This window comes from Bacillus sp. RE35 (assembly GCF_052146655.1).
In the GTDB taxonomy this organism is placed as follows: domain Bacteria; phylum Bacillota; class Bacilli; order Bacillales; family Bacillaceae_G; genus Bacillus_A; species Bacillus_A cereus.
This window is the reverse complement of the sequence record NZ_CP197377.1, coordinates 1,781,505-1,802,878: the sequence shown is the minus strand read 5'-3', so window position 1 is coordinate 1,802,878 and position 21,374 is coordinate 1,781,505. Positions and strand designations below refer to the sequence as shown.

Below are 21,374 nucleotides of genomic sequence, written 5' to 3'. Positions count from 1 at the left end.
TTCTTATATTTCTTCCCTAAATGCGCATAAATTAACACCACTACAAAAAAGGAAGCTGTTTTTAAGCACAGCTTCCTTCTCGTTACATATTGTATTTCTTAATAAAATTTCACTACATCTTCAGTAGGCAAGAACGTTCTTTCTGCTGGTTGTTCGTTTGGTTCACCAAATGGCATTTGACCTACTAAGCTCCACTCTGCCGGAATGTTCCAAGTTTCTTTCACTTCAGCATCTACGATTGGGTTGTAATGTTGTAATGACGCCCCAATTCCTTCAGCAGATAATAGCATCCACACAGTATGTTGTAACATCGCATTTCCTTGATGAGACCAGAATGGAAACTGATCTTTGTATAATGGGGCATTTTCTTGCATTTTTTCTACAGTTGCTTGATCTTCAAAGAATAGAACTGTTCCTACACCTGCATGGAAGCCTTTTAGTCTTTCTACAGTCGCTTCAAAGTTTTCTGCTGGTACGCGTGCTCTTAGTGTTTCTTTAACGATATCCCAAAACTTTTCATGCTCTCCATCCATTAATACAACCATACGACCACTTTGCATATTGAAAGATGTTGGTGCGTGTAAAGCTGTTTTTAACACTTCTTCAATTCTTTCTTTCGTAATTGCATCGTTTTTTGTTACTTTACGAATTGAACGGCGGTTCACGATTGCTTCTTTTAAGTTTGTTGTAGTTGCTGACATTTTAATTCCTCCAAATGTTTGTTTTATCATTTATTTTGTTATTTCATAACAAGCGAATTAGCAATATCCATCGGTATTACATTGCATACCTTCAAATGAATTTGTTTTATCCTTTTCAATTTCTTTATCAATGACCCTTTCTAGTGTTTCTTTACTAGCAAGTCCTTGAATGACTTCATCTCCAATCATGACAGTTGGAACAGCCATAATATTCGCTTCATCATATGCGTGTTGAATTGCTTCTTGATGCTTTTCTTTATATTTACGAGTTACTAAAGCATCTTTAAATTCCGCCTCAGGAAGTCCTACTTCTACCGCTAATTTTGTTAACACATCAATATCTTCAATGTTTTGCTCTTCTTGGAAAAATGCTGTGAATACGCGGTGATGATACTCATTACCTAGTCCACGTTCTTTCGCAAATTGACATCCTTCGAAAGCTAAATGTGTATATGGATGTGGTGAAACACGTGGCAAGCGCATATCAATTCCTAACTTCTTCGCTGTCGGAAGAATGAAAGCATCCCATGAACCTAATTTTTCTGGTTCATTCCATGGATCTATTTTTGAATATGGACTTGGACGTAATTCAAATGGCATCCATTCAATCTCTACATCTTTCTCTTTCGCTACCTCATCTAATGGACCTTTTGCTAAAAAACAAAACGGACATATAAAATCTGAGTATACTTTCATTTTTACAGTCATAACTTTTACACCTTACCTTATCGTTGTAATCAAATCAGTTACATTGATGATAAAAAAATATAAATATTATTTAAGCATTCATTTTTTCTTGCAAAGTTTCAAACAACTGCCCCATCGTAATATTTCTCAAAACTTCTTCCATCGCGGATTGTGCTTGAATTAAAATAATTTCTAACACCGCTTGAATATTCGCCCCAATTGGACAATCTGGATTCGGTTGCTCGTGAATATGAAATAGCTTGTCTTCTTCGACTACGTTCACTGCATGATACACATCTAACAATGTGATTTCATGTAAATCCTTTAGTAATCCCGCGCCACCCGGTCCACGATTTACGTAAACAAAGCCAGCTTGTTTCAAGTACGACATGATTTTACGAATGACTACTGGATTTGTATTGACACTCTCAGCCATATAGTCTGAAGTACAAAGTGAAGATGGATTGTTTTTCAAAATAGATAAAATATGAACAGCTATGGAAAAGCGGCTACTAATTTTCATCGTAATCACCACCTCGATGTAATCATTATAGTTACAACTAAAAAATAAGTCAATCCTTTTCATAGATTTTTTATAAGCAAATTAAAAAGTGCCCCATTATGATATATGAGACACCCCTTTTTATTCTGCAAATAGCGCTTGAAATTCTTCAATAAATAGCTGTACAGCGATTGAAGAATCCTTTAATGAAGGAACAGCTAAAGCAATTTCTCTCCATACTTGCGGCTCCAATTCTCTCGTTTGCACATTCTGTGGTAAATTCGTTAAAGATAATTCAGCTAATATTGCAATGCCTAATCCTTCTTGAATCATATTTAAAGCTGTAGTAACGGTAGAAATTACATACTCAGCCCGAAGTGGTACGTTGGCTTGTTTAAACATATCAATGATGGGTGGTTCGTATCCGCCCTTACATAATATGATCGGTTCATTCTCCAAATCACGAATTGTAATAGAGTCCTTCTTACAAAGAGGATGATCCTCTCTTAAGATAGCAACCATTTTTCCCTTCGTTAACGGGACAATCTCCATCTCTTTATTAGGCAAAATAACAATTCCTATATCAACAACCCTCGATATTAACCAATCTTCAACTTCTTTAATTGTTCCTTCACAAAGAACGACCTCTAAGCTCGGATACTTCTCCTTAAAATGGTTTATCATTTTCGGTAAGAAATGTGCAGAAGCACTCGGAAAACTCCCAATTCGAATCGTCCCCACTTCGTGTCCTTTCTCCATCGCAACTTCTTGTTCAATCTTCTCTACACCGTTCAAAATCTCTCTAATATGTACAAGAATTCTGTTTCCTACATCCGTAACGAGTAATCCTTGTCGTTTATCACGTATAAGAATCGTAACTCCTAACTCTGACTCAATACTTGAAATTGCATGACTTACAGCTGGCTGCGTCATATTTAACACCCTGGCAGCCTTCGTAAAACTGCCTAACTCAATAGTTTTTATTAATAGTTGCAGTTGTGTAATAGTCATAACTAATCACTTATACTCCTTATAAAAAAGATTCATTTTATTTATTACATTCGATATCATATCATAGTGAAATGAATAACAACAAGGAGGTCTTACCGTGACACAGCTTTCTCGAACTAAGACGGCCATAATCCTTACCTTTCTCGTTTTCATGTGGGGAATCAATTGGCCTTTATCTAAGTTTGCCCTGCATTATACACCACCCGTTTTATTTGCAGGCGTTCGAACTTTAATTGGAGGATTCATTTTACTCCTTTTCGCTCTACCCAAATATAAAGAATTACATTTAAAAGAAACGTGGCATTTATACGTTATTTCTTCTTTACTTAACATCATTATATTTTACGGGTTACAAACTGTTGGTCTTCAATATATGCCTGCTGGGTTATTTTCCGCCATTGTATTTCTACAACCAGTTTTACTCGGTATTTTCTCGTGGATATGGCTTGAAGAATCAATGTACGGCTTGAAAATTTTCGGGCTTGTTCTCGGATTTATTGGTGTAGGTGTTATTAGCTCAAGCAGTTTAACAGGACATATTTCTGTTATTGGAATCCTTCTCGCGTTAGGATGCGCTATTGGCTGGGCACTTGGCACAGTATTCATTAAGAAGACTGGTCACCGCGTTAATGCCATTTGGATGGTAACAATTCAGCTTCTTATCGGTGGTCTTTGTTTAATCGGATTTGGCTCAGAATTTGAAAGTTGGTCTAGTATTGCTTGGAGTATGCCATTTGTTAGTGTACTACTCTTTATTTCATTCTTTGTTATTGCAATGGGGTGGCTTGCATACTTCACACTCGTTGGAGCTGGTGAAGCGAGTAAAGTAGGGGCTTATACATTCCTTATTCCCCTTATCGCTATTATTGTAAGTTCAATCTTCTTACATGAAGCCATTACAATGAGCTTATTTATTGGCCTATTATTTATTGTTGTGAGCATTTGTTTTGTAAATATAAAGCCGAAAACACTTGCTGTAGGGCAGCAGGTTGAAGTGAAATAAATATGAGAAAGAGCCTACTATTTGTAGGCTCTTTTTTATATCTTATTTTTTACGACGCACTACAAAAACACACGCACCTACCGAAGATACAATTGCCAAAATAGATAAAACAATTGCTATCAACTGCATATTACTAGTACCTTCATTCTTTTCTACATTAGATACTTCACCATGTTCTCCTGTTAATGACGTACCTTTTGCAATTGTAGTAAGTGAATGCGGTTTTTCAGCTTTCTCATCGCCTGTCCATTCAACAATTTCTCCGTCTTTATATTGTTGATATGCATCCCAAGCTATTTTTTGTTCTTTATCCGGATTTTTAGCGACGAAAGTAAATCGCTGGAACTGACCGGGTAAAATCCCTTCTCCTATTGCTTCCCATACTACAGTTTTCACTTTTCCGGCATTATCTTTCTGCTCTTCCATTTTCCACCCTGGCACTGGTTCATACTGTTGGAATTCCACACCAGACGGTATTTTCAGTGTAACTTTTGTTGTTGCTATATTCTTTTCAACTGGTACTTTTATCGTGTAAGTCTCCCAAGAACCGATGTCAGAAGTTGCTGGCTTCACAGTAACGTGCGCACTAACAGGTAACGAAAACATTCCCATTGTAATTGCTGTTGCGATCATTGTTGTTCCTAATTTTTTTATACGTTCCATTTTCAATTAGCTCCTTTTTATCTATACCTACTCTTTATCCCGCTATTCGCCGGGTAGCCCAATTGATGAGGGCTGCTTAAAGTTTCACTTTATCTGCCACCTACAATAAATTTATAATCCGTATCGAAGCTATCAAGCGATTTCGTTAATCCGTGTACTTGTATATTCCAGTTTCCTGTCATATTAATATACATACCTTCTGCTTCATATTCTCCCGGTGAAACTGCCGAAACTTTAAATGATCCTTTTCCCATATTCATATCTAACGATTGAGTCGTTAATATAATTTGTTCCATATCAGTAACGGGTTGTCCGTTCTCATCCTTTAAAGTAATATGGAATATATTTTGTCCTACTCTATTAGGACTTACATTTAGCGTCATTTCATATCCATTATCTAATTGTTTACTCTCTGTAAAAGGTCCAGTAGGAGGCATCGGTGGTGTTTGTACGTTTGTCATAAAAGCTACGATGACGAAAATGATAATTCCAATGATAAACTCTACTTTCACCGTAGCACCTAATCCTTGCTCCGCTCTCATTTTCCCTTTCACATAATGAATAATTCCCAATATCCCCATGAAAACGAATAAAAGTATCTTTGCTAGTAAAGCTAATCCATACTTCGTATCAAATAACGAGTGGATTGTTGGAATAAAAAATGTACTGTTAAAAAGACCTGTTATTAAAATCACAATGACAGCGCATGTTGCCCACGGTGAAAAACGCTTAATCATATCCCAATACATATTCCATTTGTTATCCTCTTTACGTAACAGAAGAATAATAGACGATAAACCACCAATCCATAATGAAGCTGCGAATAAATGTAAAAAATCCATAACAACAGCAATATCTTTAAACTTTAAACCATATGCGTGACTATTAAATGCTTTCATAACAAGTATTCCAATAAACAGCACTATTGGAATACTCCATACTTTAAAAGACGATAGCTTCTCACGCCTCATCGCAAAATACGTAACGATTATAAGCGAACTAATGAGAACCATTTGAGTAATCCAAACATAACTAAAAACAGAAAGCTGTAACGTTTCTTTTAATAGTAAAGGATTGAATGCTTCTAGCCATGAAACATCAGCATTTATTTTCGCTTGCAGTGGTAGATTGAATAACAAGCTAGTAAATATCCCTAATAAGGAAATCCATATTATGTTCTTACTCCTTGATCGAACCGAGGTTGCATTCCCTTTATACATAATAAGATTAAAGAATAGCACTCCTATAAATAGTGAGAAACTTGTATATAAAATTCCACGTTCCATGATCATATCAATTTGCGGAACATACCCCATCTCTTCCACTTGTACATCGTCTGTTTCCGCTTCCGCTAATCCAATACGGAATGGAATAACCCCTTGAATTGGATGTCCATCAGCTGAAATAGCTTTCCACTGAATAGAGTAGAGACCATTTTTGAGGTTTTCTTTTAATCCGGCTTCTAATAGTTTTTTATTTTTTTTATCAATATGAGCATCTTTTAAATCGACCCTTTTACCTGATGTATCTCTCACGTACAATGTATTAAAACGTGAAACTTGTATGTCCTCATCGAATTCGATTTTTACAACAGATGGTGCTTTCTTCAATGTTTCATTTTCAGTAGGGTTTGATTTCACAACGTACGCATGAGCAGATGCACTTTGCGGGATCAATATGATAAGCACACACACAAGTAATAACAATGTCCCTAACCTTTTCATTACTTTCACACTCATTTCACTTCTTTCTTCCTCATTGCTCTATTTTCATTACTTTAACTTCCAATGTTTGATTCTGGGCAAAATATTAACCTGATTAAATATAAACTTCTAGAAAGTATAACTCTTTATTTCTCTTCCACCTCTAAACTTCCAATATAATAGTAACTATTATGATAGATACAACTTACATTTTTAAAGCCGATTGTTATTATATCATAAAATATATTTATGTAAGTTATCAAAGAAGAAAAGTTATCGTGAATCATTTGTGAAGAAAATGTGAAATACATAAATAAAAAGGTATTACGTTATTACGTAACACCTTTAAAAAAATATCCCTCTTCTATTTCTCTTCCGGATAATCACAATACTCGATAATCGTTCCTTCAGTATCCGCTGGGTTAAGATAAATTAACCTTCTACCGTGCTTATTAATGCGTAGTGTATGCTCTAATGTCCGAATACCTTGTTCTTTTAACTCTTCTAGAGCCACATCTAAATCATCGACACGATACGCAACGTGATGAACACCTTTACCTTTTTGTTTAATAAAACGGGCAATTGGAGATGTCGTATTATTCGTCGGTGCAAGTAATTCAATTCTATCTCCATCCACTTCAAGAATGGCTACTTCGCTTTCCACACCAGGAGCTTCACTTACGTAACGATCTATTAAAGTTCCTAGTAACACATTTTCATAAAAACGTATCGTACTATCTATATCACGAACTGCGATTCCGATATGATCAATTGTTTTTTTCATTTTATTTCCCCTACTACTTTATTTTTTCTCATTATTAATAGTAACAAAAAAAGCTATAGAAACAAGTTCTATAACTTTTTTTATTTAACCTATTTTCTTATCCGCTCTAGTTGCTGGTTGAACTTGGTTTTTCACTTTTAAAATGCTAAGTCCATATCCGATAAATCCACCGATAATCGCTGGGAAGATCCAGCCTAATCCTACTTCCTGCATCGGAAGGAATTTAGTGAACACTTGGCTTACTACTTCAATGTTAACTCCAGCTGCACTTAATCCATCGAATAAGCTGATGATAAATGTTACGATTAAGCTCACTTGATAAACTTCAGCTCTTCCTTTGAATAATGAATGGAAGAATGTTAAGAAAATCAATACGATTGCTAGTGGATAAATTGCTGTTAATACTGGAACAGAAACTGCGATTAACTGTGTTAATCCTACATTTGCAACAATTGCACTAAATACACATAGCGTGATTGCAATTGCTTTGTAAGGAACATTTGGGAATAACTTATGGAAGAATGAAGAACATGCTGATACAAGTCCCACACTAGTTGTTAAACAAGCTACTGTAATCATTAATCCTAATAATACTCCGCCATATGATCCGAAATAGTAGTTAGAAACTTTCGCTAATACTTCTCCGCCGTTCTCTAAATGTCCAAGCTTTGCAACACTTGAAGCACCCATATAAGAAAGTGCTGTATAGATAATTGCTAAAATAGATGCTGCAATAATTGTCGCTTTTGCACAAACGACCATAATTTGTGTTTTCGTTTTCGCACCTTTTTCTTTAATAGCATTGATAATGATAATCCCGAATACGAATGATGCAAGCGTATCCATCGTTAAGTATCCTTCTTGGAATCCTTTAAAGAATGCATGTGATGTATAAGCTTCCACTGGTGCTTGCATATCTCCAATCGGATGTATAAAAGCAACGATTACTAAAATACCGATGAAAGTCAACTTAATTGGTGTTAAGATTTTTCCAACAATATCGACAATTTTCGCGGGATTTAGCGAAAAAAAACAAGTGATACTAAAGAATATAATTGTGAAAAGAATTAAAGGTGTAGAACCTACTCCTTCTGGCATAAACGGTTTAAGACCAATTTCATAAGAAACATTTCCTGTTCTCGGTATTGCAAATAACGGACCAATCGCTAAGTATAAAACTGTTGTAAACACAATCCCAAACACTGGGTGAGCACGACTAGCTAACGACTGCAAATCATCTTTACCTGAAAAACCAAATGCTAGCACACCTAGTAATGGTAATCCAACACCAGTTACTAAAAATCCAGCGTTAGCAATCCATACATTCTCTCCTGCTGATTGACCAAGCATCGCTGGGAAAATTAAATTTCCCGCTCCAAAAAATAGTGCAAATAACATTAATCCAATAACTACTATGAACGAAAACGGTACTTTATTCGCCATAATATAACCCCCATTCAAGTTTCCTTATCTCATTTTCCAATTTTAACTAATTGAATTTTCTGAATATTTAATTTAAGTATCAACTATTCTTGAACTCATTATAGTTTGCTATATAATATTTTGCAATACTATTTTCGAACTTTTCTTTTATTTTATAAATATACATTTTTTAACATGAAAAATAGACTAAAAAACCAACATGGTCATCCATGTTGGTTTTTCCATTTACTATCATGAATTAAAATTTTGCTGCTACTTTTTTAACGTTTTCTAGACCTTCTTCAACAATTTGTTGTGAACGATCTGGATATTGATTGTGTCCTTCAATTACAACTGTCTCTGGATTTGTAATTCCCCAGAATCCAAGTACCGTTGTTACGTAATTAACTGCCATTTCCATAGGAGCCATTTGCTCTGAAGAGTAATCTGAACCACGAGCACCTAACACAACTACTTTTTTACCACCAACTAAACCTTCTGGGCCATTTGCTGTATATTTAAACGTTTTTCCAGCTTGAGATAAGTATGAAATATATGTGATTAATGGCGCTGGTACTGTAAAGTTCCATAATGGGAATGCAAATACAACCTTATCAGCTTCTAAAAACTGATTTAAATATTGATCTACTGTAGCAACTGCCTTCTCTTCTTCAGCAGTTAACTCCATGCCTTGGCTACGTTTATATCCACCTGAAATCGCGATATTTCCGTAATAAGGAAGATCTAATGCAAATAAATCTAATTCCGTAATTTCTGTATTTGGATTTGCTTCTTTATAAGTACTTACAAATGTTTCATACATTTTTGAACTAACTGCTTGCTCCGCTGGACGATCGTTTGCTTTTACAAATAATACTTTTGACATTTTTTTATTCCCCTCTACATTCGTATTTTCTTCTTTTTTACCAAATAATGAGCTAAATAGTCCCATTTTCTTCACCTAATCTTTCTTTTCATATTCATTATTCATCATCATAAAAATTCTTATTCTAAGAAAAAGTTCCAATAGATACCTTAAGTTACGCTATCACAACTTTTTATTATTTAATTACCTTATGTAAGTGATTGTAATATAGTCACTTACTTTAGTCAAGTAACTTTTAATAAAAAATAAAATCTCAATTTAAAAATATTAACTAAAATACAATTGAACACCAAATACATCTTTATTACTTATATAATAAACTTTGAGAGGAAAATTCATATATAGAAAGGATTTATTCATGAGCACTATAGAAAAGATTCAAACTTTTATTATTCTTTTTGCTGTTACATGCGGCATCGTACTCGGACAATTTAATATGATACATACGTATTCAGACAAATTTATTGTCCCCTTCTTATTTTTCATGCTATATGGATTATTCCTCAGCATTCCATTAAAAGAAATAAAAAACGGATTTCGCAATTTAAAATTTGCTGGAACAAGTCTTACTATTAACTTCTTATGGACACCTTTACTCGCTTGGGGGTTAGGAGCACTATTTCTTTCCGATCATCCAGCACTTTGGGTTGGATTTATAATGTTAATGGTTACTCCATGTACAGATTGGTACTTAATCTTTACTGAAATAGCGAAAGGTAATGTAGCACTTTCTACTGCAATTTTACCTGTAAATTTAATTTTGCAAGTACTGCTCCTTCCCATTTATTTATTTTTATTTGCTGGTGTCATGAAAACTGTAGCGATTTCTGTTTTAGTAGAAAGTATTGTTATCGTAATCGTCTTACCATTTATACTTGCACACGCTACAAAGTTCATTATGAATAAAATGAAAAAAGCTGAAACTCTCGAGAATAAACTCATTCCGTTTTTCAGCTCTGCTCAAATTGTATTTTTAAGTTTAGCAATAGTAGCGATGTTTGCATCACAAGGTAAATATTTACTGCAAAATATGAATGTCGTTTTATTATTACTCGTTCCTGTTCTATTGTTCTTCATCATTAATTTCTTACTAGGACAATTTATCGGGCGCATGATGCATTTATCTTACAAAGATACAGTAAGTCTAAGCTTAACAACGTTAGCAAGAAACTCACCTGTTGCACTCGCTATCGCTGTAACAGCTTTTCCAGACGAGCCTCTTATCGCACTTGCACTCGTTATTGGACCGTTGATTGAGTTACCGGTACTAGCTTTTGTTTCACAAGTTTTGTTGCTTATTAAGAAAAAACGGCAATACGCATAATAAAAGCCGTCCCATTTTGGGACGGTTTTTATTATGGAAAGATTACATACAACACTTGCTTCTTATTTATCAATACAAATGAAATTACCGAAACTACAAACGTAATAATACCAATTGTAATAAAGTGAAACTTTAATCATTGGGGGTTTTGTTCATCCCCCAATGATTATTAGCCCTCACCACTCCCGCATTAACAGATCCTTTCTAATTAAAAATGATAGGAAACGTAAATATAACGAAAGCTGCCCAAAGTCCGTATATTGGCAAATACTTCGTAACGGCATCTTGGATAGCTTTTAGTCCTGATTTATTTTGCAAGAAACGCATATAGGCAAACATAATCCAAATGAGATTTGCCCAAATCAGTATGTTTACTCCTAAAACAGCAAGTCTATTAGGTGTAATCCCGTAAGAAGAAAGTCTGAATACTATGGCTGACAATGCGACAGTGTCAATAATAAGCGCCAGAACAATTAAGGAAAAATTTATATAATCTGAAATGTTCTTTTTCTCGTCCGAGTCACTCTCAACGATAGAAAATATAGTAACAGCCAATACGCCAAGCAGTATTCCGTTGAAGGCCATTAGGAAATTGCGATCCAAGAATGGATTTTTCCCGACCCAAATTACCGTTATAAGATAGATAAGCAAGGTAATCAGGACGAGAGGACTAAAAATTTTAGATATGTATGGTGTAATATTTTTAGCAAGCTTAAGATTCATTGATACTAAGTATGCAGTCACAATAGCGAGAGCCGCTGCTCCAAATAAAACAACATTACTAAAATAGAATTCTCCTATATCTAAGTCAACAAAGCTAAATAAACGCATGGTGAATACCGCAAGTATCATTCCGCTCACTGCCATGCTCCCGTAGAGAAGGCAATATTCTAAATTAAATTTAATATAGGCTAATCTTGTACTGCCTTTTGAATATTCATTTCCTGTAAATGCAAGCCCTACTAAGACCCATAAAAATATAGGAAGATGTAAATACGCAAGTATGGTACTGTCTTTATAATTTACTGGCAGCGTATTAAGATAATACCCGGAAATTAGGAACAACGCTGCAAGGGAATAAATAATACTTTTTTTCGGAGTATTATTGTAAACAAAATAAGCAGCAATAAAGGGAATTACACCAAAAGCCAAGTTAATTGGAGCAATTGCTTCCTGCTCAACAAAGTGGAAAATGATCCTGGTGCTTATGCCGGCCAGAATAGCTAAAAGGCCCATGAATAAGAAACCTTTTTGAAACAAAGATGTTTTTTCTTTATTTACTTTCTCCTTGAAATGCAACCTTTCATACCAAGCACCTAGAACTTGAGAATCAGGGTTTTGGTCCCATGCTTGTGAGAATGCTTTTTTAAAAGCTTTCGGATCTTTTCTATACATCTTCTCCAACTCATGGGGGTTATCCATATTTTTAACAATCAAATTGTTAATGTTCATAGTTATACCTCCTCTAATTTTAAAAATAAGGTTGTTACCTTTTAACAAAAGCACCTCACTCATTTATTATGATTTTGATTTTAATACAAGTTTTATCGTTTTACAATAAAAAATTATTATTTAAAGGATTTTTTTTATCGTTAAATTTTATATAAAAGAAAAACAAAAGAGCATGACAGTTTTATGTCATGCTCTTTTAACAAATTAATTCTCAAATACAAAATTAATCTTATTATCTTTCCACTCTAATTTCGCATCAAACGTTTTCTCGCCCTTTTTAAAGCCTTTAATTAAATCAGTCTTTTCACCTTTTAAGAGCTTTGTCATATTCTTTTGCGAAATTGTTTTACTTAATATCTTCTTTGAAATGGTGAAATCACATTGCGTTGTATTATAGTTAGAACAACCGTAAAACGTTGACTTATCAATTACATCGCCATCACATTTTTTACAGCTACCAACCTTTTTACCCGTTGTAAATTTCGATCCTTTTCGTTCAATCGATTCAACATGTAGTCCAGTGAAATCCCACTTCTCAGACATTTCCACTGCATCTTCAATAATTTTAGCTGATAGCTTTTTCGTCTGTTCCATAAATGTAGCTGGTGAAGCTGTACCTTCACCAATTTCCGCAAGACGTTGTTCCCATTTCGCAGTCATTTCTGGTGAAGCTAGTATTTTATCACCAATTGCGGTAATTAATACTTTTCCTTTATCAGTCGCATACACTTGGTTTTTCTTTACATCTATATACTTACGGTCTTTCAGCATCGTAATAATACCTGCGCGAGTCGCTTCCGTACCTAAACCTTCTGTTTTCTTTAATACTTTCTCCAGCTCTTCATTCTCTAAATACTTACCAGCTGTTTTCATTAACGTAATAAGTTGTCCTTCTGTATAGCGCTTCGGTGGCTGTGTTTTTCCTTCTTTCACTTTCACCTTTACAACTTTTCCTTCTTCGCCTTCAGCTACAATTGGAAGAATGGTTTCGTCATCTTTATCGTCTTGGAAAATAACTTTACGCCAACCTTCTTGAATTTGCTGTTTTCCTTTTGAAATGAATTCAGCACGTTCATCTACAAGCGTTACAATCGTTGTATAGTCAAAGATTGCAACTTCATAATGAGCTGCAATAAGCCTTCTTACGATCATATCGTATATTTTCTTTTCATCACCTGATAGTCTGCTTGGGTTTGTAACTTGCTCTGTCGGAATAATTGCGTAGTGATCTGTTACTTTCTTTTCATTTACATAACGCTTGTTATTCATAATGGATTCAACCGGAGCCGGTAATAAGCCTTTATATTCATCAAACTGACTTAACTTCTGTAAAATATCAGGGAACGTCGCTGCTTCTCCTTGTGTAACATAGTTAGAATCTGAACGTGGATAAGAAACAATCCCTTTTTGATATAGTGCTTGCGTTATATCAAGCGTCTTTTTCGGTGAAAACTTAAAGGCTTTATTTGCCGTTGCTTGCAGTGATGATAAGTTAAATAAAAGTGGCGGCTGAAACTCTTTACGCTCCGTTTTCATTTCCTTCACAACAGCCGGTTTCCCTTGGCAAAATGCCGCAATTTTATTCGCCATATCAGGGTCTTTTAAGCGGGATTCATTATCCTTTTCCCATTTTCCGTCATATTTCTTTCCTTCTATATTAAAGGTTGCAAACACTTCCCAGAAAGGCTCTGACTTAAAGTTTTCAATTTCTTTCTCTCGCTTTACAATCAATGCTAACGTTGGTGTCTGGACACGACCAGCAGAAAATACATCATTCATTCCTTTTTTCTTTAGCAAAATACTAAAGACACGTGATGCATTCATACCAACAACCCAGTCAGCACAAGATCTTGTGTATGCTTCGTAATACGTATTAATTGTATCTGATTCATCAAGTAGATTTTTAAACCCTTGGTAAATAGCTTGCTTCGTTAAAGACGAAATCCATAGACGCTTCATCGGCTTTTGCACGTTACAAAGATTAATAATATTTCGTACGATCAGTTCCCCTTCACGCCCAGCATCGCCTGCGTGAATAATTTCTGTTACCTGTGGATTATGTAACAGCTGTTTCACAACGTTAAACTGTTTATACTTTGACTTTGTTACTTCAAATTGAAAACGCTCTGGAATCATCGGTAACGTATTAAGTGACCATTTTTTCCACTCTGCGTGATAATGCTCTGGATTACATAACTGCGTCAAATGACCAATTGCCCATGTACAGTACGCTCCATTTGGAAATAACTCATTCGCTTCTACCTCTAAATATCCATCTTTCCGGCGATATTTAAACTGTGAAACAAGAGCCAACCCTTGATCTGGTTTCTCGGCAATAATTAATTTCATTTTATAACTCCCTATCTGTATTCCAGTGTTACTTTCATTGTCTATATGTTTAGAAGCGATGATAAAACAACAATCTTATTTATCATTCGCGGTTTGTCTCGCAAATGTGAGACCTATAATATTATACGCTTATTCTTTATGGCTTCACAATAGAAACTCATAATATAACAATTTCTTTCACATGCTTATAATTAAAAAAGACGCCCTAAAAAATCAAACGTCTCTTTGCCTACATCTATGAAATTGTGCAGATAATATGCAGATATTAATAAGCATAAGTACCCTCCATATAAACATATGATGAAATGAACGATAGGACAAGGAGGTATCATAATGTTTGCTTATACGTTAACTACCTTAACACTTTGCTGTACTTCGATTCTTATTACATCCTATATTTCCAAACGTAAGGGTACCCTAATGGAGTATATGGTATTTATTATGTCTTTTAGTATGAGTATCGGTTTAAGTATTGGTTTTTACTTAGGCATTCTCTTTAAGGAGGAATTACTATATTCTACTTTGCTTGCTATTTCAATTAGTGGTTTTATCGGCTTTTTAATCGGTCTACGTTTTCACCTATATACCGCTTTAGAAGGAATGTTCTCTGGATTAATGGCAAGTATGATGGGAGCAATGATTACAGAAATGTTAAACGCTCAACAAGCTCATAGTATATTGTTCATTAGCCTTTTACTTACTATAACGATTACTATGTCCTGTGTGATTCAATTATTATCGGAGAACTTTTCTACTTTTATCCAACAGCGTTTTTTGTCATTACTTTCAATTAGTGTAGTAATTATCGTTGCCGTATTCGCGACATTCCCAGATCATACTCCCTCACCTACATCCGGGCATGATCAACACATACATTAGTACTTGCAACAAAAATGAATAAGCAGCTATCCATAGGATAACTGCTTAATATTACTCTGGCTTATTAGGAATGTTTCGGTTTGGAACATAATCCGATTTGTAATCTGTATATTTTACTTCTGTTACCATCCCAGCTGAAGCATGGTGTAAATCATGACAGTGGAACATCCAATCGCCCGGATTATCTGCTACAAAGGCTACTTCATATTCTTCTCCCGGTTTTAAGTTCAATGTATCTTTCACAATTGGAGAACCTTCTATCGGTTTTCCACCTTTACTCAATAACTGGAAGAAGTGACCATGTAAATGCATTGGATGATCGTCCATTTTAGAACCATTTACTAATTTTACTTTTACTAAATCACCCTTTTTTACTTGAATTGGGTCAATATCTGGAAATACCTTTCCGTTAATTGTATATACCATTTCATTTCCATTCATTTGCGTATTTAAGTCCATATTATATGTGGCAGTATACTCTTGATTTAACGTGAAACTACCTAATTTTTTAGCACCATATTTCGTCATATCTAATTTCGGTAATTTTTCTTTTTCGTCTGTTTTATCTTTCATCTCTTTGCTGCCATCATACTCAATAACAGCTTTCATTCCTTTTGCACCTTTATTTTTCGAATGGTCTTCAACATACCATTTCCCCGAATTGTTAGCAGTAAATTCAATATCATAACGTTCACCCGGTGCGATTGAAATTACTTTATCCTTTATAACTTTTGGATCGTTTATTGGTTGACCATCTGTCGCAATTACTTTTATATCATGGCCATGAACATGTATATCATGTGATAGATAACCAGCATTGACGAGTCTAAGACGAACGTTATCTCCCTTATTCACTTTTAATGGCGCTACTAAATCACCGCTTTTTCCATTGATTGTGAATAAATCGTACATACTCATATCATGACCTTCCATCTTCATATTTCCATGGTCCATTCCTCCCATATTACTAGAGTCTTTTTTATCACTGCCCATGTTCATATCAGAATGAGCCATGCCGTTCTTATCATCATTCTTTTCCCCATTTTCATTACCTTTAGATTTATTACCTATTTGCCCTTTTGTCATTTCTTTTAACTGCTTATTCATTTCTTCTTTATCTGTAACCCATTCATCCAACATTAATGTGTAATCTTTATCATATTTTTCCTTTGTATCTTCTACAATGAGCGCTCCATACAAACCTCTATCTAATTGATTTACAGAATCTTGATGCGAGTGATACCAGTACGTTCCTGGTACGTTCGCTTCAAATTCGTAAGTGAAACTTTTTCCTGGTTCAACTGCATCTTGTGTCACGCCTGGAATTCCATCCATGTTATTTGGGACAGGATATCCATGCCAATGAATAGATACTGGTGCAGATAATTCATTTTTTAATGTCACTTTCACCTTTTCACCTTTTTTCACCCGAATTTCTGAACCAGGAGATGAGCCATTAAATGTCCAGACTGGAACAATAACACCGTTACTTAATTTTTGCTTTTCTTCTTTCGCTATTAAAGTAACTTCTGGTCCTTTTTCAACTTTCAATGGTGTTGTAGCTGTTTCAGTCTGTAGTGTTTTTTTATCATTCATATTTTTATGATCATTTGTTATATTTGTCGTCACAGAACAGGCAGCAATTAAAAATATTACAGAGACTGTAACGGCTGTTAATACAAATCGCTTCATGGAAAATCCCTCCTTTTTCTTTTTCAAAATCATTATAGAAGTTGATTTTCAAGAAAATAAGGAGATGTAATTAGATCTTACGTAAGCTAATTGGAAGATTACTAAAAGCGGAGACATTACAAGAGGCGAATATTTTAGAAATACAAAATATTTTCCTTGTAGCGACTATACTAGCCGTTCTCGTATTTGTTTTGACGTTATTTCTTAAGAAACAATAACACTGCTATTATTAAATAAGAAAAATGTAGCTAAAATGCTCTTCACAAAAGAACTTACATTTTTGTATAATAAGAACTAATGTTCCTTACAAGAAGACAATAGACTCAAATTACACAAATATATCAAATAGAAGAGGATTGATATACGATGAAAATTGATAGACCAAAAATTTCACCAGAGTTATCTTCAAAGAATTTTCAAGATATTTTTTATGAAGAAGATCCAACATTGGAAGTGTGTGAAATTATAGACTCCACTTTCGAAAATGAATCTGTAGATAGAGTGCGATTATATGATGCGGTGATAAAAAACTGTAAGTTTACTAATACAGACTTTAGCAATATTGATATTACAGATGTTTGTTTTGAAAACTGTGATTTATCAAATGTTAATTTAAGCAATTCTTCTGTTCACAGAGTCGAATTTAAAAACAGTAAATTAATCGGAGTAAATTTCACAGAATCTAGCTTAGGAAATGTTAAATTTGAGAATTCAATTTTGAATTTAGCGGCATTTGGAAATTCCAAACTAGAAAAAATCATCTTCAATGAAACTTCATTAAATAATGCAGATTTTTTTGACTGTAAACTTAAAAAAGTTGAATTCCAATTATGTAGTCTTGATGAAGCTAATTTTGATCAGACATCACTGAAGGGGATAGATATTAGTTCTTCTACCTTTGATACACTTACAGTTTCAGTGAACGATTTAAGAGGATGTAAAGTATCAACATATCAAGCTGTTCAGTTTGCTACTTTATTAGGATTAATAATTAAAGATTAGTATTTCGAAGAAAAGAACCCTATCCCGAATCATGGATTTTTTAATTGTCCACGGTTCGAGATAAAGTTCAAATAAATTAGTGATGACTCTTTTATTATTTAACTACAGCTTGGTTTCCTTTTACATGTTCATTATTTACACTCATAAATTCTTCAATTTCTTCAACTTCCCTAATGATATCTTTTGACAAGTTTTCATACCCGTCTTTCGTTACAAGAATGTCATCTTCAATACGAATTCCAATTGATTCTCCTTCAATATAAAGACCAGGTTCAATTGTTATAACCATACCTTCTTCTAACACTCTATCTTTATATGTTCCTACATCATGTGTATCTAAACCAAGGAAATGGCTGACACCATGATAATAGTATTTTGATAACTCTTCATCTTCTTGAATTAAACCAATTGCTTTACACTCTTCTGCCAGTACCTTTTTTGTATGCTCATTTAATGCAGCGAACTTTAATCCTGGCTTAATAAGCGCTGTTGTTTCTTTTAATGCTTTTAATACAATATTATAAATTTGTTTTTGACGACTAGAGAATGTTCCATTTGCCGGGAATGTATAACTAATATCAGCGTTATAGTAGTCTTTTTGAGCACCTAAATCTAGTAATACTAAGTCACCATTTTGAATTTGTGCATCATTATCTTCATAATGAAGAACTGTAGCATTTTTCCCACTCGCCAAAATTGTATTGAACGCATGGTGCTTAATGCCAGATGATTTCAGTGTAAAATCAAATTGAGCTTCTAATTCATACTCCATCATGCCTGCTTTTGCATTTTTTAACACATTGTAAATACCATCTTTCGTTACAGCAATCGCTTCTTTAATAATTTCAATTTCTTCCTCTGTTTTAAATACTCGTAATTCACAAATGTTCGGATATACATTACCAATTGTTACGTGTGGGTATTTTTCTCTTACATGTTTAGCAAATGCTAATGTTTTTGTCTCCGTACCATTCCAATCACGACGTTCTATATCTAAATATAGATGCTTCGCATTTTCTGTAAAAAGTATATTTGACATTGTCTTTTCAAAGCTATCTAAATATACAACTTTCTTTATACCTGAAATTCCCTCTGCTTCTTCGCTAGAAACTGTCTTCCCAATCCATTTTTCCATTACTGGATCTGATTTTTCAATGAAAAGTGTCTCTTCTACACTATTCCCAAACTTTTTCAGCATAAAAATAACATTTGGTTCATCGATTCCCGTTAAGTAGTAAAAATTACGATTCGGTACAAATTTATAATGGGCATCAGCTGACATATGCGGTGCTCGTCCCGCAAATAAAATCGTAACGGATTCATCAGGTAATGTTTTCGTTAGTCTTTCTCTATTTTGAGCAAAAAATGTTGATTTCATAATAATCCCCCTAGTGTTCTATGTATGCTTATGAAACTAATCATCAATACAATTTATTCTATTATTGTTATAATTTTTCGTCAATTAATTATACTCATAGCGAAAGGAGAATTTTCATTACTCGGGCCTCTTCCACGCTAAATTATGCATACCACTCCACAATTTCTTGATATTTATTCCATATACTTAAAATCTCATATATAGGAAAGGAGCCATAACTTTGAAACATTATGTAGCAACAGGGTTAGCAATTACTTCTTTATTAATAATTTCAGGATGTTCTAGCAACGTCGAAACAGCACCAGTGAAAAAAGAAACGGCGCAATCTCAACCAAAAAATATAGAAACAGCAAATACGAGTCCGCAAGACTTCTATAAAGAAATTACATCTGGAAAAATCGAGCACATTCACGGAATTGGCTATGCAGGAAATATGTCTGGGGTTTCTATCGCCACTCATAGCGGGATAAAAGTTTATCAAAATGGCAAATGGCTTGAAGCTAAAACTGGACTACATGATTATATGGGCTTTCAGGCAACGAAGAACGGGTTCTTTGCCAGCGGTCATCCTGAACCAGGAGCAAATTTAAAAAATCCTTTAGGATTAATGAAAAGTTCTGATGGTGGTAATACTCTCGAAAAGCTAGCTTTTTATGGAGAATCTGATTTTCATAACCTTGCTGTCGGATATAATACGGAAACAATTTATTTATACAATGAACGTCCAAATTCTAAATTGCAACAAGGTTTTTACTTTAGTACGAACAATGGACAAGAATGGAAAACTAGTAAATTGAAGGGGCTTTCAAGTGCAATCCACTCCTTTTCAGTACATCCAGATCAATCTAGTGTAGTCGCGGTAAGTACTAAAGATGGTGTTTACTTATCTACAGATTACGGAAATACATTTGAACTATTCTCTAAATCACTTGAATCGACCGCAATTACATTAAGTAATGAAGATGTTATTTACGCCCCTATTAATAAGCAAATCGTAACGAAGAAATCAATTGCTACAAATGAAGAAACAAACATACAAATTCCACCTTTAGATTCTAAAGATGCAATTATGTATATTTCACAAAACCCTCAAAATTCAGCCGAAATCGTATTTGCTACAATGAAATCAAATGTATTCCTCTCTACAGATGAGGGTAATACGTGGAAGCAGATTGCTAATGAAGGAACATTCCAATTTAAGTAGAAGGGTGAATATAACGTGTTTTCAACAATTAGTGAATGGAGCTATCAACTCATGTCTCCTTTAATGGATGCCGCGAATGCTACGAAATCTGTACCTCTTTTATTTTCGTTTTTATTAGGCATAGTAGGTACCCTTGCTCCTTGCCAATTAACAGGAAACATTAGTGCTATTACACTTTATAGCAACCAATCTTTACAAAAGGAACATGTATGGAAACATATACTTTTATTCATTTTAGGAAAAATAATGGCTTTTACGACGCTTGGACTATTAGTATGGTTTTTAGGAAAAGAGATTCAGCAAATATTGACTTTGTATTTTCCATGGTTACGAAAAATGATGGGACCCTTATTAATTTTAATGGGGCTACTGTTGTCAGGTATTATAAAAAGAAGATATTTCTTCTCGATTAAATTTATACGAAATCAAAATGAAGTTGGTTCATTTTTACTCGGATTCTTCTTTTCCTTAGCTTTTTGTCCGACTATGTTCGTTCTATTTTTTGGAACGTTAATCCCTTTATCTTTATCATTTAATTACGGGTACTTGTTTCCAACGTTCTTTTCGATAGGAACTGCTCTTCCTATCGTCGTATTAATGTCCTTCATCTCCTATCTGGGATTAAACGGGGCATTACTAAAGAAGAGCAGGAAAATAGGAAATAGCATTCAGCGTATAGCTGGTTTTCTCCTTATTTTAATCGGATTTTATGATACTGCTCTTTATTGGTAA

The 21,374-nt window shown here is 34.3% G+C and carries 19 protein-coding genes; 6 read left to right on the top strand and 13 right to left on the bottom strand.

From position 1 onward, the window contains the following. Nucleotides 1–98: 98 nt before the first annotated feature. From ACTL4X_RS09405 to ACTL4X_RS09390, 4 genes are all read right to left on the bottom strand, one after another. Nucleotides 99–701, bottom strand: coding sequence for a nitroreductase family protein (locus tag ACTL4X_RS09405; protein WP_001277021.1), 603 nt, complete (start codon nt 699–701; stop codon nt 99–101). 57 nt (nt 702–758) lie between these two features. Continuing rightward, nucleotides 759–1,409, bottom strand: coding sequence for a DsbA family oxidoreductase (locus ACTL4X_RS09400; protein WP_000216673.1), 651 nt, complete (start codon nt 1,407–1,409; stop codon nt 759–761). Nucleotides 1,410–1,479: 70 nt separating this feature from the next. After that, on the bottom strand, nt 1,480–1,911 hold the full coding sequence (locus ACTL4X_RS09395) for an Rrf2 family transcriptional regulator (RefSeq protein ID WP_000704073.1): 432 nt from the start codon (nt 1,909–1,911) through the stop codon (nt 1,480–1,482). A gap of 120 nt (nt 1,912–2,031) precedes the next feature. Next, the gene (locus ACTL4X_RS09390; RefSeq protein WP_078386319.1) at nt 2,032–2,901 is read right to left on the bottom strand and encodes a LysR family transcriptional regulator; all 870 of its coding nucleotides are present in this window, start codon (nt 2,899–2,901) and stop codon (nt 2,032–2,034) included. A gap of 97 nt (nt 2,902–2,998) precedes the next feature. On the opposite strand from ACTL4X_RS09390, the gene ACTL4X_RS09385 reads away from it, so the two are divergent. Next, nucleotides 2,999–3,904 carry a DMT family transporter gene (locus ACTL4X_RS09385; RefSeq protein ID WP_000192811.1) on the top strand — a complete coding sequence of 302 codons (906 nt, stop codon included), beginning with the start codon at nt 2,999–3,001 and terminating at the stop codon, nt 3,902–3,904. Nucleotides 3,905–3,946: 42 nt separating this feature from the next. Here the strand turns inward: ACTL4X_RS09385 and ACTL4X_RS09380 are convergent, their stop codons facing one another. The 5 genes from ACTL4X_RS09380 to ACTL4X_RS09360 all read right to left on the bottom strand — a co-directional run bounded on the left by ACTL4X_RS09380 (nt 3,947) and on the right by ACTL4X_RS09360 (nt 9,428). Beyond that, a complete protein-coding gene (locus ACTL4X_RS09380; protein ID WP_000439685.1) occupies nt 3,947–4,567 on the bottom strand; it encodes a YcnI family copper-binding membrane protein in 621 nt (206 codons plus the stop codon). Between the two features lie 89 nt (nt 4,568–4,656). After that, nucleotides 4,657–6,306: a copper resistance CopC/CopD family protein gene (locus tag ACTL4X_RS09375; RefSeq protein WP_000114308.1), complete on the bottom strand. Its 1,650-nt coding sequence runs from the start codon at nt 6,304–6,306 to the stop codon at nt 4,657–4,659. 328 nt (nt 6,307–6,634) lie between these two features. Next, the gene (locus ACTL4X_RS09370) at nt 6,635–7,054 is read right to left on the bottom strand and encodes a VOC family protein (protein ID WP_000750850.1); all 420 of its coding nucleotides are present in this window, start codon (nt 7,052–7,054) and stop codon (nt 6,635–6,637) included. A gap of 84 nt (nt 7,055–7,138) precedes the next feature. After that, nucleotides 7,139–8,497: a branched-chain amino acid transport system II carrier protein gene (gene brnQ, locus ACTL4X_RS09365; RefSeq protein ID WP_001284786.1), complete on the bottom strand. Its 1,359-nt coding sequence runs from the start codon at nt 8,495–8,497 to the stop codon at nt 7,139–7,141. A gap of 238 nt (nt 8,498–8,735) precedes the next feature. Continuing rightward, complete coding sequence (locus ACTL4X_RS09360) at nt 8,736–9,428, bottom strand: FMN-dependent NADH-azoreductase (protein WP_000522528.1); 693 nt, start codon at nt 9,426–9,428, stop codon at nt 8,736–8,738. Between the two features lie 292 nt (nt 9,429–9,720). On the opposite strand from ACTL4X_RS09360, the gene ACTL4X_RS09355 reads away from it, so the two are divergent. Then, nucleotides 9,721–10,686: an arsenic resistance protein gene (locus tag ACTL4X_RS09355; protein ID WP_071740406.1), complete on the top strand. Its 966-nt coding sequence runs from the start codon at nt 9,721–9,723 to the stop codon at nt 10,684–10,686. A 204-nt stretch (nt 10,687–10,890) separates the two neighbouring features. Here ACTL4X_RS09355 and ACTL4X_RS09350 read toward each other — a convergent pair whose 3' ends face one another. Both ACTL4X_RS09350 and topB read right to left on the bottom strand, forming a co-directional pair. After that, complete coding sequence (locus tag ACTL4X_RS09350; RefSeq protein WP_001024721.1) at nt 10,891–12,138, bottom strand: DUF4153 domain-containing protein; 1,248 nt, start codon at nt 12,136–12,138, stop codon at nt 10,891–10,893. Between the two features lie 204 nt (nt 12,139–12,342). Continuing rightward, entirely contained in the window at nt 12,343–14,487 is a 2,145-nt protein-coding gene (topB, locus tag ACTL4X_RS09345; protein WP_000766771.1) for a DNA topoisomerase III, read from the bottom strand. 333 nt (nt 14,488–14,820) lie between these two features. Here topB and ACTL4X_RS09340 point away from each other — a divergent pair, with 333 nt between their 5' ends. Then, entirely contained in the window at nt 14,821–15,366 is a 546-nt protein-coding gene (locus ACTL4X_RS09340) for a hypothetical protein (protein WP_000458537.1), read from the top strand. 51 nt (nt 15,367–15,417) lie between these two features. Here the strand turns inward: ACTL4X_RS09340 and ACTL4X_RS09335 are convergent, their stop codons facing one another. Further along, nucleotides 15,418–17,058, bottom strand: a complete 1,641-nt coding sequence (locus tag ACTL4X_RS09335) for a multicopper oxidase family protein (RefSeq protein WP_086692921.1) — start codon at nt 17,056–17,058, stop codon at nt 15,418–15,420. Nucleotides 17,059–17,424: 366 nt separating this feature from the next. Here ACTL4X_RS09335 and ACTL4X_RS09330 point away from each other — a divergent pair, with 366 nt between their 5' ends. Then, nucleotides 17,425–18,060 (top strand): pentapeptide repeat-containing protein, encoded by a 636-nt coding sequence (locus tag ACTL4X_RS09330; RefSeq protein ID WP_000687270.1) that lies wholly within the window; start codon nt 17,425–17,427, stop codon nt 18,058–18,060. A gap of 94 nt (nt 18,061–18,154) precedes the next feature. Here ACTL4X_RS09330 and ACTL4X_RS09325 read toward each other — a convergent pair whose 3' ends face one another. Beyond that, nucleotides 18,155–19,438, bottom strand: coding sequence for an aminopeptidase P family protein (locus ACTL4X_RS09325; RefSeq protein WP_000842983.1), 1,284 nt, complete (start codon nt 19,436–19,438; stop codon nt 18,155–18,157). A gap of 220 nt (nt 19,439–19,658) precedes the next feature. On the opposite strand from ACTL4X_RS09325, the gene ACTL4X_RS09320 reads away from it, so the two are divergent. Both ACTL4X_RS09320 and ACTL4X_RS09315 read left to right on the top strand, forming a co-directional pair. Next, entirely contained in the window at nt 19,659–20,642 is a 984-nt protein-coding gene (locus ACTL4X_RS09320; protein ID WP_000683843.1) for a F510_1955 family glycosylhydrolase, read from the top strand. Nucleotides 20,643–20,657: 15 nt separating this feature from the next. After that, nucleotides 20,658–21,374 (top strand): urease accessory protein UreH domain-containing protein, encoded by a 717-nt coding sequence (locus ACTL4X_RS09315; protein ID WP_000493100.1) that lies wholly within the window; start codon nt 20,658–20,660, stop codon nt 21,372–21,374.